General features: G+C 38.3%; 12 protein-coding genes. 6 read left to right on the top strand and 6 right to left on the bottom strand.

All coding sequences use genetic code 11. The annotated features are described in order from the left end of the window. Positions 1–15 precede the first annotated feature (15 nt). The gene (locus LJY09_RS15220) at positions 16–285 is read right to left on the bottom strand and encodes a CPCC family cysteine-rich protein (protein ID WP_098113301.1); all 270 of its coding nucleotides are present in this window, start codon (positions 283–285) and stop codon (positions 16–18) included. Between the two features lie 286 nt (positions 286–571). Here LJY09_RS15220 and LJY09_RS15215 point away from each other — a divergent pair, with 286 nt between their 5' ends. Further along, positions 572–1,132: a copper resistance CopC family protein gene (locus LJY09_RS15215; protein WP_049165347.1), complete on the top strand. Its 561-nt coding sequence runs from the start codon at positions 572–574 to the stop codon at positions 1,130–1,132. 4 nt (positions 1,133–1,136) lie between these two features. Beyond that, positions 1,137–2,198, top strand: a complete 1,062-nt coding sequence (locus LJY09_RS15210; protein WP_223546155.1) for a copper resistance D family protein — start codon at positions 1,137–1,139, stop codon at positions 2,196–2,198. 31 nt (positions 2,199–2,229) lie between these two features. On the opposite strand, the gene LJY09_RS15205 is transcribed toward LJY09_RS15210, so the two are convergent. After that, complete coding sequence (locus tag LJY09_RS15205) at positions 2,230–2,424, bottom strand: hypothetical protein (RefSeq protein WP_099331115.1); 195 nt, start codon at positions 2,422–2,424, stop codon at positions 2,230–2,232. Positions 2,425–2,643: 219 nt separating this feature from the next. Here LJY09_RS15205 and LJY09_RS15200 point away from each other — a divergent pair, with 219 nt between their 5' ends. Beyond that, entirely contained in the window at positions 2,644–4,371 is a 1,728-nt protein-coding gene (locus tag LJY09_RS15200; protein WP_099331114.1) for an ABC transporter ATP-binding protein, read from the top strand. A 42-nt stretch (positions 4,372–4,413) separates the two neighbouring features. Here LJY09_RS15200 and LJY09_RS15195 read toward each other — a convergent pair whose 3' ends face one another. Both LJY09_RS15195 and LJY09_RS15190 read right to left on the bottom strand, forming a co-directional pair. Beyond that, complete coding sequence (locus LJY09_RS15195; RefSeq protein ID WP_098113304.1) at positions 4,414–5,079, bottom strand: type 1 glutamine amidotransferase domain-containing protein; 666 nt, start codon at positions 5,077–5,079, stop codon at positions 4,414–4,416. A gap of 97 nt (positions 5,080–5,176) precedes the next feature. Beyond that, positions 5,177–5,755 (bottom strand): hypothetical protein, encoded by a 579-nt coding sequence (locus tag LJY09_RS15190; protein ID WP_028412804.1) that lies wholly within the window; start codon positions 5,753–5,755, stop codon positions 5,177–5,179. 150 nt (positions 5,756–5,905) lie between these two features. Between LJY09_RS15190 and LJY09_RS15185 the strand changes: the two genes are divergently transcribed. After that, a complete protein-coding gene (locus LJY09_RS15185) occupies positions 5,906–6,304 on the top strand; it encodes a FixH family protein (RefSeq protein WP_028412805.1) in 399 nt (132 codons plus the stop codon). Positions 6,305–6,367: 63 nt separating this feature from the next. Here LJY09_RS15185 and LJY09_RS15180 read toward each other — a convergent pair whose 3' ends face one another. Next, a complete protein-coding gene (locus tag LJY09_RS15180; protein WP_228307318.1) occupies positions 6,368–7,744 on the bottom strand; it encodes an aminotransferase-like domain-containing protein in 1,377 nt (458 codons plus the stop codon). A gap of 150 nt (positions 7,745–7,894) precedes the next feature. On the opposite strand from LJY09_RS15180, the gene LJY09_RS15175 reads away from it, so the two are divergent. Continuing rightward, the gene (locus LJY09_RS15175; protein ID WP_028412807.1) at positions 7,895–8,812 is read left to right on the top strand and encodes a DMT family transporter; all 918 of its coding nucleotides are present in this window, start codon (positions 7,895–7,897) and stop codon (positions 8,810–8,812) included. Between the two features lie 294 nt (positions 8,813–9,106). Next, entirely contained in the window at positions 9,107–10,438 is a 1,332-nt protein-coding gene (locus tag LJY09_RS15170; protein WP_013057669.1) for a polysaccharide biosynthesis protein, read from the top strand. Positions 10,439–10,474: 36 nt separating this feature from the next. On the opposite strand, the gene LJY09_RS15165 is transcribed toward LJY09_RS15170, so the two are convergent. After that, positions 10,475–12,265 (bottom strand): transglycosylase domain-containing protein, encoded by a 1,791-nt coding sequence (locus LJY09_RS15165; RefSeq protein WP_028412808.1) that lies wholly within the window; start codon positions 12,263–12,265, stop codon positions 10,475–10,477. Between the last annotated feature and the right edge of the window lie 369 nt (positions 12,266–12,634).

Below are 12,634 nucleotides of genomic sequence, written 5' to 3'. Positions count from 1 at the left end.
TATAAACTAGTTTTGCTATTCGTGACTTATAATAGGTTTCCAGTTAAAATCTTTTACATCTTGAACAGAAGGCTTTCTCACGTGCTGTAAGCTTTCTTTATTACATGCTCCATAAACTGTAAAATTTTGCTGAGCTTCTATTAAAGAAATAGAGTTAGCTCCTAGTTCATTGGCATTCAGCTTTTGATACGGATCGTCTTCCCAAAAACATATCTCACAAATATCATAGTCACCATCACTGTCTAACGATTGATAACCGCAGCAAGGGCACGTATACTTTTTCATTGTTCCTATCCTTTCTGTATGGGATTTTAAGCTAGAAAAAAGTCAGCCATCTTATTTAACTATTTTACTATATTCAAGGATAGTCTGAAAGAATATTCAAAAAATTACGCGGCACCTTACCTAGGATTTGTGAACATTTTATAACGAATTGGTGATAGTTCTTGTGAGATTGAGTGAAAAAGGAGTACACTTACTAGGAAAATAGATCGTGTTCGGAAACGTCTACATAAAAACATTTTTGGATATGATGAATGAAAAAAGAAAAAAGAGATAGGGAGTCATAAATATGAAAAAAATAATAGGTTTACTTTTAGCATGCTTTTTAGCTGTCCCGACAGTTAGTTTTGCTCATACACATGTGCAAACAACAGTACCGGAAAATGGTGCAACTGTTACAGCTCCTCTAAAAGAAATTAAATTAACCTTTGAAACACCGATTGAGAAAATTAGTACAATGACCGTTGCAAAAGATGGACAAAACATTTCACTTGCATCGCAAAAAGTAGAGGGTCATGATTTAATAGCTTCTGTTGATCAGCCTCTTGAAAACGGATCTTACGCAGTAAACTGGGAAATTGTAGGGGAAGATGGGCACGTAATAAAAGATTCGATTGCTTTTAAAGTAGATGTGAAAGATGAAGCAAAAGAAGAGAATACTCAAGCAGCCGGAAAAGATAGTGAAAAAAAGCAGGGCGCCACGCAATCCGAACAGCACCAAAAAAGTGCAGCAGCAAATGATGAAAAAACGGAGAACAATGATTCTTCATCGTTTTTTGTTATCGTGATTATTGCTATTGTAGTGGTGGTTGGAGCATTACTCTTAATCTTCAGAAAGAAAAAGGCTTAAAAAGATGAGTGTTTTGTTGCCTGTTTTTGAGTGGTTCACATACGTAGCTCTTTCCTTATTATTAGGATTTGCCGTACTGCAATATGTACCCCTTACAAAAAAGCCAACAATTTTATTATCAAAGCGATGGCTACTTGCAAGTGCAGCGGCTGTCGCTCTTTTTTCGGTTGGAAATTCGCTTGAGATTATTTTATCTTTTTCAAAAATAAGAGGGTTAGGTGAAACAGTTCGTCTTGTATTATTGGAAACACGAACAGGACACGCTTGGATTTTTGTTGTACTGATTGCTATTTTATGTATCGTTGCTGTTTCAATAGAGAGCCACCCTCATATGTATACATTACTGACTGTAGCCTTAGTGGGAGGAATCGCCTACGCAAGTCACGCAGCATCCGCTTCTGTGCTTAGCGGCATGTTGTCTCATTCCCTTCATATTTTAGCAGTTGGACTGTGGGGAGGAGTGGTTCTGATTGTTGCCGCTTTTTCAAAAGAAACCTCCAATTGGAAAAGTTTCTTAAGCTGGTTTACTCCTTTTGCGATCGCTTGTTTTGTGCTTCTTTCATTAAGTGGGTTCATTTCGATGGTTATTATCATGGGGCTGTCCAACTATGTAAATTCATGGGCTACAGATTACGGGCAATCTCTTTTGTTAAAGCATATTACGATTATTCCGCTGCTTGCATTTGCCGTCATCAATGGCTTTCTTATGAAAAAAGCGATAAAACATCCAGAATATAAGCCCGTGATGTGGATTCGAGCAGAAAGCATTGTTTTGCTGATCATTTTTTTATTTACAGCTATCATGGTAACGCAATCGCCGCCAACTAATATAAGTCATATGGCAATGGATTCATCGATTCTTCCGTTTATTTATGGGAAACAAGTGACGCTCCCTCTAACGTTTCACGTAACGGTTGTAGGTATCCTATTCTTATTTGTCGCACTGCTGTTTTTTGTGTATGTACTTATTTGTTTTTACAAAAAGACAGTATGGCTTAGCTTATTAAGTGCAGGTTTGTGTGTTTTTGCGTTTTATATTGCGATGATGACAAGTATTCAATTCTAAAAACAGTGAGAAATATCTCACTGTTTTTTTATTAGCCATTAAAAGCTGTGTTATCTCTCGGGCCTTTTCCCATAGAGGGAGGCATCGGCATTTGAGAATTAGAACTAGAAGCAGAACCAGAGCTGGACGTAGAGCCGCTTGGAGGCGATATATTTCCTGCGTTTCCAAAAATAACGATCCCGCCAGAAATGGTTCCAATTGAAATAGATTTAATATAAACAGACATTCTTATTCAACCTCTCATCTAGTAAAGAAATTCAGTGTACCATAGTATATGACCAGCTTGTCATTTTTGTATAGACGAGTTCAAAAAATAGGTAAAAGCTTAGAAGTTCAGGTTGAGAAAGGAAATAGTGTAAAATAAGATAGAACTTTGAAGGTAAAGTGTGCGGTGTCTGCCTAAAGTGTGTACACCACCTATTAAAAGAAGTAGAAAGGAACTAAGATGAATACGCAAAAAGGAATTCATTTTTCATTTAAAAAATTGTGGTTGTTAACAAACCCTCCGACAGGGAAGTTAGTCATTTCGTTTATACTGGCCTTAATCAATACGGGAGCTTCTCTTTCCATTCCTCTTGTTATTAAAGAAGTGATGGAGAAAATTTCAACAGGCGTCTCACCACAGCTTGTGACAGGACTTCTTGGCTTATTTGCTGCTCAAATGGTAACAAGCGCACTGTCTCTTTATCTCCTTGCTCAAGTAGGGCAAGGTGTTGTAAAAGAACTCAGACATAAAGTGTGGAACAAGCTCATAAAGCTTCCGGTTTCATTTTACGACCAAAATCGTTCCGGTGAAATGGTAAGCCGCATTACAAATGATACAACCATTGTGATGAACTTATTGTCAACAGAAATGATTGACTTTGTTAAAAATATTTTATCTATTATCGTTGCCATTGTTATTTTATTTACGCTTGATGTACCCATGACGCTCATTTTATTAGCGGTTATTCCCGTTATGTTTGTACTGGTTATGCCGCTAGCGAGAAAAATACATAAAATTTCACGTGAGCAGCAGGATAAAATGTCCAAGCTTACAGCTTTTTTAGCTCAAATGCTGAGTGAAATCCGCTTGATTAAAGTATCCGGTTCAGAGAAAAAAGAAGTTGATTCGGGCTTACAATCGTTTCAGTCACTCTACCTCTTCGGTGTTAAAAGAGCTAAAATTGAAGCCATCATTACACCGATTATTAGCACGGTAATGACTGCTGTTATGATTGCCATCGTCGGGTTTGGTGCGTACCGGGTGAGCGAGGGATTTATCACTGCAGGAGAGCTGGTGGCTTTTGTTCTTTACCTTTTTCAAATTATGGTTCCGGTTGGTTCACTTACCCGATTTGTTACGAGCTTTCAGCAAACTAAAGGAGCTTCAGAAAGAATTTTTGATATATTAGCTGAGAAAGAAGAGAACTATGAAAATGGAGAAGTTCTTGAACAGGTAGGGAGTTTAAGGTTCGATAAAGTTGCTTTTCAATATGAAGATAAACCCGTATTGCAGGAAGTTTCATTTTCTGCTAAAAAAGGAGAAGTTACCGCTTTTGTTGGACCTAGCGGAGCTGGGAAATCTACTGTTTTTTCGCTTATCGAACGCTTTTATGAGCCTTCATCGGGGCACATATTCTTGGATGGAACAGACAGTCAAAACGTCAACTTACGTTCGTGGCGTCACCTGTTTAGCTATGTTCAGCAGGATTCTCCGATTTTAGCAGGAACAATTCGAGAAAATCTCATTTACGGGTTAGAGAGGCATGTGACGGATGAAGAAATAGAAGAAGCAGCGAAGTTAGCGAATGCTCATCATTTCATTCAGTCCTTTGAAGCTCAATACGAAACAATGATTGGAGAAAGAGGTATTAATCTCTCAGGAGGACAGCGACAGCGTATTGCAATTGCCCGAGCACTGTTACGCAATCCCCAGTTTTTACTACTGGACGAAGCGACAGCTAGCTTGGACTCCGAATCAGAAAAGCTTGTGCAAGAGTCATTGGAAACGGTAATGAAAGAACGCACATCACTCGTCATTGCTCATCGTCTATCTACGGTCATTAATGCGGACCAAATTGTTGTAATAGAAGAAGGGCAAGTTACAGGAAGCGGAACGCATAAAGAGCTGTTAGCCTCTCATTCTTTTTACCGGCGTTTGGTAGAGCAGCAGTTTCAAACATCCCTATAGAACAAACAAAAAAAGACTGCTTTCGAGCAGTCTTTTTTTAGTTTATTTATTTAGCTTTTTAACTAATTCATCACCCATTAACTCAGAAGAAAAAGGATCTCGGCTTGTGACAATTTGATCATTTGCCCAAACAGCATATGCTTTTTTATCCATCTCAGGGATGTAATTAGCCACTTCACGAAGTTCTTGTTCTAAACTGTATGGTAAAAAGGGAAGTACTTCTTCCGGTTCAATTTCATCAGGATAACCGGTTACGTCTAGTCCTTTAATTAACAGTTCATCATCGGATCCTTTCAAGAAAGCAAACACAGAAGGTCCGTGACACTCAGCTGCTAAAATACCTCCGTTGTCGTACACTTTGTTCATAAGTGCATGCAAGTCCACATTTTTTGCTAAGTCAAACATAGCGCCGTGGCCGCCTACTACTAAGATAACGTCATAGTTCTCAGCATCTACTTCTTCAAGCTTCATTGTCTGATCCGCTCTTCCTGATTCATATAATTTCTTATATGTTCCATTTGGATCAAAGTCTTCTGAAATACTTCGAACGTCTACTTCCGGCTTACCTCCAAAAGGTGAGGCTAAATCAACGGTGTGTCCTGCGTTCTCAAGCTTCTGCAGCGGAGCAAATAATTCTTCTGCCCACCAACCTGTGTGATAATCTTTCTCTTCGTATCCGCTTGATAATACAGCTAACACTCTTGCCATGTTTATACCTCCTAAATGATGTAAAACGTATAGTGATACATATCATGTATTCATTGTGAACTGTACCCTATATAAAAAAACTTTAAACAATGGCAGGTTATGAAAAGGTAGCGTGAATCATAAACAAAACCAAAAAAGAGATAGCAAATTTAAGATGCCACTTTTTATCTGTACGCTTATAGCGCTTCACGCCCATCACGAGCAGACAAGCTAGAACAGCCATCGTGATAATTCCTGAAAAGTACGTAAAATTTGCTTGAAATCCTTTTATCAAAGCCATATAACCATGTAAAATAATCAAAGCAGTTGATATAAGGGCAACGGGAACGTGCCACTGACGAACGTACTTGGCTAAAAACTGAATAAGCGGTTTTAACTCAAACTTTCCTTTTTTAATTTGCGATATCGGTTTCCATTTTAATAATAAAAAGATAGGATAAATAGCTAAAGCTGCAAAGAAACCAATTCGTGCGATAGAACCAAGCTCTTTAAAATTCCCTTCGTATATTTTAGAATCAAGCGGAAGGGAATGTTTATAAATAGGGACGTAAATAAGCCCTGCTACAACTAGTAAAAAAGATATAGTAAAGATAAAGATCACTTTTTTACGCTCACTTTTATTTTTGATTAACGTCTGTAGCCATGATTTTTTAGCTGGAGATTTAGCGGAATTCATTTTCTTCCTCCTTGGAAAAAACTAGTTAGTATCAGTATGAACTTTTTTTCTTAAAAAATCTTTAAAAATCCTTCTTTTTTAAAAAAATTCATTTTTTTCTTTGCAATACGCGTTATAGTTAAACAAAGGGTTTAAAAAGGAGATGAATACATGAAAAAAAGAATAAGTATATCTATAATCAGTCTTTGTTTACTTTTAACAGCCTGTGGTCAGGAACCTGCTCAAAGCACAAATGCTGAGCAGCCAAAACCGTTGGACGTAAACCTTCAAGGCCCAGAGGCGTTACAGAAAAATGAAAGCGGTATCTACAAAGCCGAAGTTACATATGGAGACGAAAAAGTAAAAAATGATGACGTTGAGATGATTGAATTTGAAATAGAGAAAAAAGATGGCGAAGGGAAAGGGAAGATGTTAAAGCCGAAACAAATAGGAAAAGGTGTATATGAGATACAAACATCTTTCTCTGAGCCTGGCACATATACCGTGCAGTCACATGTTTCTGCAAAAGGGACGCATAACATGCCTCTTATAACCGTTACGGTTAAATAAAAGAAGTCAAGGATGCTAATTCCTTGGCTTCTTTTCGCTTAGTATGTCCGTTAAATTCCCATTCTACAAGGGGAAAAGGTTATTTGGAATAGGATGATGTTTTCTATCATCAATTAAAGTAATACACTGAGCCAGCTGTTCAATCCCTCGTTTGATCGTATTCTTATTTACTTGTGAGATGCTTAATCGGATAAGAGTGTCTCGTTTATATTCTGGTAAAAAAAATCTAGAAGCATCATCAACATATATGTGCTGCTCGTTTAGCATGTGGACAATCTGTTTTACTTTCACATGCTCAGGCAAACTAATGGATAAATAGAATCCTGAAGGTGGCTTAGAAAAATGTGTATGAGCGGGCAGCAGTGAATCACATGCTTCTACAAGAGTTTGCATTTTGGTATGGTATACCTCTTTTATCTTTTTAAGATGACTAGTAAACATGCCGCTTTTTAAATAAATTTCAAGAGCACCTTGGGAAAGCGCTGAACTATTAAAATCTGAACTGAATTTATAGCGTAAAAAGTTGCTATTCATTAACGAAGGAAGCACGATAGCAGCAATGCGTAACCCAGGAAGAAAAATTTTCGAAAAGCTTTTAATATAAATGACTCGTCCAGAAGGATTAAAAGAAAATAAAGGATCTGATTTTGCATCGGGATCAAGGTCGCCCAAAAAGTCATCCTCGACTATATATACATCGTATTTTTCGGCCAGCTCCACGATTTTTTTCTTCTCGAAATTTGTATAACAATGTCCAAGAGGATTATGGAATCTTGGAATAATATAGAAAAATTTTATGTCATTATTTCGAAAAATGTACTCCAAACGATCAAGATCAATCCCTTCCATCGATAGCTCGATCCCAAAAGTAGTAGTTTGGTGCAGGGTAAGAGACTCGATAAAACCGAAATAAGTGGGCTGTTCAATCAGGATATTATTTTTTCCATTTGGAAATGGCATAGAAACTAATAAGTGAAGAGCTTGCTGAGACCCAGATACAACAACTAACCTTTCAGCTTGAGTGAACACCTGTAGGCTCTGCAAGTGTTTCACTAACTGTACCCGCAATGAGTAAGAGCCTTGTTGATCAGAGTATGTAAAAAGCTCTTCTTTGTAGTGTTCAATTGCTTGGTTTATACAATGCTGAAATTCAAGATAAGGCATAACGTTTTTATCTGGACCAGCAGACAAGAAATCAATCACTTCGTTTTCATTCGTCCTATGTTGAAATTCTGCCACAACGTAGTAGCCGCTTTTAGGAACAGAATAAATTAAATGCTCTTTTTCTAATTCGCTGTACGCTTTAATAACGGTATTCTTGCTGCACGAAAAATGGTGGGAGAGTCGGCGAACAGAAGGGAGTTTACCACCTGCAATAAGCGATCCATTTGCTAGGCCAAGCTTAATTTCTTCCATGATTTTTAGATATTTCAAACTCATAGGTCCTACTCCTTTAATTTGTACCCGTACAGTTAGGTAAAAGAATGATTTATTTTACTAGTTGTCCTGCGCTATCCTTTTAATTATATCAGAACTTTTTTTAGAAAAATGGTACAGTTCTGAAAAATAAAAAGACAGGGGTAGGGTAAGATGCAAAAAGAAACGAGAGAGAAAATCGGCTTATTGTTAGGGGTAGTAGGCGTTATCTGTTTTAGCTTAACCCTTCCTTCTACAAGTGTTGCAGTCGAGTATTTCGGAACGACAGTCGCCGGTTTAGGAAGAACAGCTATAGCTGCTATCTTAGTAGCTGTGATATTGATTGTACGAAAAGAAAAATTTCCTTCTCTTCGCCAATTTAAAAGTCTGCTGATCGTTGCTTTAGGCGCAGTTTTAGGGTTTCCTCTGCTCACTTCCTGGGCAATGAAATCATTGCCTGTTTCTCACGGAGCGGTTGAACTCGCTCTTTTACCATTAGCCACAGCCGGTTTTGCGATGTTTAGAGGAGGGGAACGTCCTTCTTTCAAATTCTGGATATCAAGCATGATTGGTTCTGCAGCTGTTATCGTGTATGCTCTTCACCTCGGATTTGGTCAACTGCAGTTTGCCGATGCCGCTCTACTAGCAGCGGTGCTGATACTTGGACTGAGCTACGCAGAAGGAGGGGTGTTAGCAAGAGAATTAGGCAGCTGGCAGGTAATTGCTTGGGCCATTATCATCGGTGCGCCATTTTTTATGATTCCAGTGGGACTAAGCATTACAGCTGAAATGCTTCATGCGCCTTTAAAAGCGTGGGTTAGTTTGATTTATCTATCAGTCGTGAGTCAATTTTTAGCATACGTTGCTTGGTACAGCGGGATGGCTATGGGGGGAATAGCCAGAGTTAGCCAGGTTCAATATTTGCAGCCGTTTTTAATGATTCTGTTTGCAGCTCTATTTCTAGGCGAATCAATTACACTTTTTACTCTTGCTATAGCAATAATTGTTGTCTTTTCGGTTGTACTAGGCAAAAACGCCTCGGTATCAAAAAAAGAAGTGCATCCCCAGAAAATGATGAATAAAGACGCTTAACTAATATGTAAATTTGTTACATTAAAACAGCATGCTCTATTTCCGTTAGCAATCGGCAGGTTCATTCAGTCTCCTGTTTTTCTATGTAAGTTTCAAGAGCCAAAAGATAAGAAATGAATGAATTTCCTATGTAAAAAAGGTATATAACGGTTTTTTTTCACATAGGTTGAACATTATACAAGAACTTGTACACCGAAAAAATACAATTAGACAAATAATTCGTATTGGGCTTGTCATATACATAGAGAGAAGAGGTAGTGATGAAAAAGGACGGGAGATAGAGGAGATAACGAGATGAACACTTTTTTAAAAGGAACGTTTATTCTAGCAGGTGCTGCCTTTGCAGGAGAGTTAATTGAATTTCTTGTAAATATGGTACTTGCTAGAGAATTAGGAAGGGAAGGCATGGGCATGTACATGACTGTTCTTCCTATCATTTTTCTTATTGCCACCGTAGCCAACTTAGAACTGCCTATTTCTATTTCTAAATTTCTTGCTGAACATCATCGCAAAGAACATCAGCATATGATGAAGCATGCCACCATTTTTGCGACTGCTGTGAGCTTGGGGATCTTTTTTATTACACTGGCCGTATTAGCAGCCTTTCCATTTTTCAGTCACTATCATCCTTACTTGAAATGGGTTGTACTATGTTTCATTCCGGTTGTTTCATTTTCAGCGGTGCTTCGTGGATATTTTACGGGTAAAAATAATATGACGACCATCGCTGTGTCTAATTTTATTCGCAAAGCCTTTCAGCTAACTATTTTATTTGTTGTTTTTCAAATGTTCGCTTTCACAGATGTTAAAATGTCTCTGTTTATTGCGATTTGTACACTGATTGGAACCGAAGCTGTTATTTTGCTTTATTTTTTTATCACGTATGTTACTCAGTTAAGTGTTTTATCAAGAGGGCACAGGCCTCTGCTTTCTCCAAGTGAGATTCGGAAAAAGCTGTTAGGCGTCTCACTTCCGACCACGGGACTGCGTTTATTTAATGCGGTATGTAATGCTATTCAGCCGTTTTTAATCAAACACGCGCTCGTTTTATCGGGCATGACGTTAACCGGGGCAACGCAGCATTTTGGTATGCTAACAGGGGTAGCGATGTCGATCGGCTTTTTTCCGGCTTTCTTTGCTCACTCTCTTTTAGTAGCACTCATACCTGCTGTATCTGAAGCTCATGCGAAAAATCAGGAAGAACAGCTTCAAAGACTTTTGACTCAAAGTATGCAAATGACATTTTTATATGGGATTCCGTCTATAGTGGCGATGTATTTCTTTGCTGAGCCGCTTACTAACTTGTTTTTTCATTCTACAGAAGCCGTGTACTATCTAAAGGCTTTATGGCCGTATTTTCTTTTTCACTTCTTTGCCGTCCCGCTTCAAGCTTATTTAATTGGACTCGGCTATGTAAAAGATGCTTTTTATCATACGATTTGGTCTCATATTGTCTCTTTTTCCCTGATGTTTTTCTTAGGATCACAAACAAATATTGGCATGCAGGGAATTATTATCGGGATGAACTGTGGCGTGGTTGTTTTGACCGTTCTGCATTATGTAACGATTTGCAAAGTCATTAACGTTTCCTTTTTTTCACTTAAGCATAAAACGCATTTATCTTAAAAAAAACCTCCAACAGTGAAGTTGGAGGTTTTTTGGTTACCAGTTATTCATAATTGAGCTAAACAGTGTAGCAGGGTCTTGTCCGCCGCCGCCTGATAAGTATTTCGTTGTTTGCGTAGAATTAGCATTATCAAAGCCAGCGTGGATAGAAACGACTGCATCATCGGTATACCCGACAAACCAAGCATCTTTGACGTCGTTGGTTGTACCGGTTTTACCTGCAGCATCTCGTGAAGAACGAGCGTTAACACCTGTTCCATAGCTTTTTTCAATTACGTCTTGCAGCATGGATGTCATTGTATCCGCATTTTCTTCACTCATTACTCGCTCTGTCTGAATGTCTGGCTTTTTCACTTCACCGTCGCGCATCTCAATTTTTCGAATTGCGTACGGCTTAGTCATGACGCCTTTGTTAGCGAAGGTTGTATATCCTTGTGCTAACTGAAGGGGAGAGAACGTTGTCGTCGTTCCTCCAAGAGCAAGCCCTAATTTTGACTTATCGTCATCTTCAAGAGGAAGTCCAGCTTTTTCCATGAATTTTGCGCTTGTATCAATACCAATTTGTTTTAAAAGCCAAACAGCTGGAACGTTAAGTGAACGAGTAAGTGCTTCACGCATTGTCACATGCTTTTGATATTCACCTTCTGCGTTTTTAGGGCTATATCCACCGCCAAAGTCTTGTCGTTCGTCACTTAAGAGTGAAGTTGGTGTATAATCTCCAGTTTCTAAGGCTGGACCATATACGGCTAAAGGCTTAATAGCTGAACCAAGCTGATAGCCGCTTGTAGCACGGTTTAAGCCGTTTCGCTCATAGCTGCGTCCTCCATACATCGCTGAAATCCCACCTGTTTTAGGGTTGACAGCTGAAATCCCAACCTCTACTTTACTGTTGATGGCATCATCTCGGAACGTATGATTTGCTACAGAGTTATTAATCGATTCCTGTAAATTAGGATCTAAATCTGTATAGATGGCATAACCACCCTTATAAAGGTCATCAGCAGATACGCCATATTGTTGAGCAGCTTCTTTAATTACATAATCAATAAATGCTTGATTTGAGTTCGGTTTTTTAACCGGAATACTAGGCTCGACTACACGTTCATTTAACGCTTGCTGATACTGAGTATCGCTAATAACGTTTTGGTCATGCATCAGTTTCAATACAACGTTTCGTCGGGCTGTTGCTTTTTCTGTACTATTGCTTGGTGAATACGTACTCGGCGCTTTTGGGAGTCCTGCTAAAAGCGCAGCTTCGCCTACGGTTAAATCTGATACAGGCTTATTAAAATAAATCTGAGAAGCTGCACCAATACCGTATACACCGCTTCCGAAATAAATTTGATTTAAATATAATTCCAAAATTTGATCTTTTGTAAATTGTCTTTCTAAGCCTAGTGATAGAAACATTTCATCTACTTTACGTTTAATGGTCTTATCACTAGATAAGTAAAGATTTCTTGCTAACTGCTGTGTAATGGTACTTGCGCCTTCAGCTTTACTCATTGTTACAATGTTCTTAAAAAGGGCGCGGCCAATACCTTGTAAATCAATCCCAAAATGCTTGTAAAAGCGACGGTCTTCCGTTGCAACAAACGCCATTTTTACATAATCGGGAATTTCATTGCTCGAAACATTTTGACGGGGAACAGTTTTATACAATTCGTCAATCTTACGGTCATTTTTGTCATAGACTACCGTACTTTGAACCGACTGCAGTTTCGAGTAAGATAAATCAGCCGTTTGCTGAAATTGCTTTAATACATAGGTAACTCCTAGCATTACAATTAAAACAACGACTAAAAAGGCTAAAATAAATTTCCTCATGTTGGTTCACTCCACTAAGTAATAATTCCATGTTCACACATAGCTACATTCTTCGTCTTTACAAGGTCGTTATGTAAAGAATGCTGAAGTTTGTTGACCCATTCAATCTTTTAACAAAGAGATGGGTGATAAAGTATTAACGTTTACAAGCTGACGCGCTAAGTTTAATAAAGGCTATTATTCAAGTGCAGGTAAGTTTTTAGGGTATAAGACGATTGACATAAATAGCTCTTTACGCAGTTATTTTTTGCTTACTCGCAGATGCTTCGTTTTTTTATTAAACTGAAACAAAGTGAAATACAATCATCTGAACTTAGTTTACCCATAAATTTGTGTTTGTCAAATAAAGTCGTATAAAGCACCATTCGG

Source organism: Priestia sp. J2 (assembly GCF_020790095.1).
Classification (GTDB): Bacteria; Bacillota; Bacilli; order Bacillales; family Bacillaceae_H; genus Priestia; species Priestia zanthoxyli.
Note: the sequence above shows the minus strand (reverse complement) of the source record. Positions and strands in the feature narration are given on the sequence as shown.

Coding starts and splice junctions, on each gene's coding strand:
- LJY09_RS15200 (WP_099331114.1), top strand. CDS start 2,644: ATGAATACGCAAAAAGGAATTCATTTTTCATTTAAAAAATTGTGGTTG.
- LJY09_RS15215 (WP_049165347.1), top strand. CDS start 572: ATGAAAAAAATAATAGGTTTACTTTTAGCATGCTTTTTAGCTGTCCCG.
- LJY09_RS15185 (WP_028412805.1), top strand. CDS start 5,906: ATGAAAAAAAGAATAAGTATATCTATAATCAGTCTTTGTTTACTTTTA.
- LJY09_RS15210 (WP_223546155.1), top strand. CDS start 1,137: ATGAGTGTTTTGTTGCCTGTTTTTGAGTGGTTCACATACGTAGCTCTT.
- LJY09_RS15165 (WP_028412808.1), bottom strand. CDS start 12,265: ATGAGGAAATTTATTTTAGCCTTTTTAGTCGTTGTTTTAATTGTAATG.
- LJY09_RS15205 (WP_099331115.1), bottom strand. CDS start 2,424: ATGTCTGTTTATATTAAATCTATTTCAATTGGAACCATTTCTGGCGGG.
- LJY09_RS15195 (WP_098113304.1), bottom strand. CDS start 5,079: ATGGCAAGAGTGTTAGCTGTATTATCAAGCGGATACGAAGAGAAAGAT.
- LJY09_RS15180 (WP_228307318.1), bottom strand. CDS start 7,744: ATGAGTTTGAAATATCTAAAAATCATGGAAGAAATTAAGCTTGGCCTA.
- LJY09_RS15190 (WP_028412804.1), bottom strand. CDS start 5,755: ATGAATTCCGCTAAATCTCCAGCTAAAAAATCATGGCTACAGACGTTA.
- LJY09_RS15220 (WP_098113301.1), bottom strand. CDS start 285: ATGAAAAAGTATACGTGCCCTTGCTGCGGTTATCAATCGTTAGACAGT.
- LJY09_RS15175 (WP_028412807.1), top strand. CDS start 7,895: ATGCAAAAAGAAACGAGAGAGAAAATCGGCTTATTGTTAGGGGTAGTA.
- LJY09_RS15170 (WP_013057669.1), top strand. CDS start 9,107: ATGAACACTTTTTTAAAAGGAACGTTTATTCTAGCAGGTGCTGCCTTT.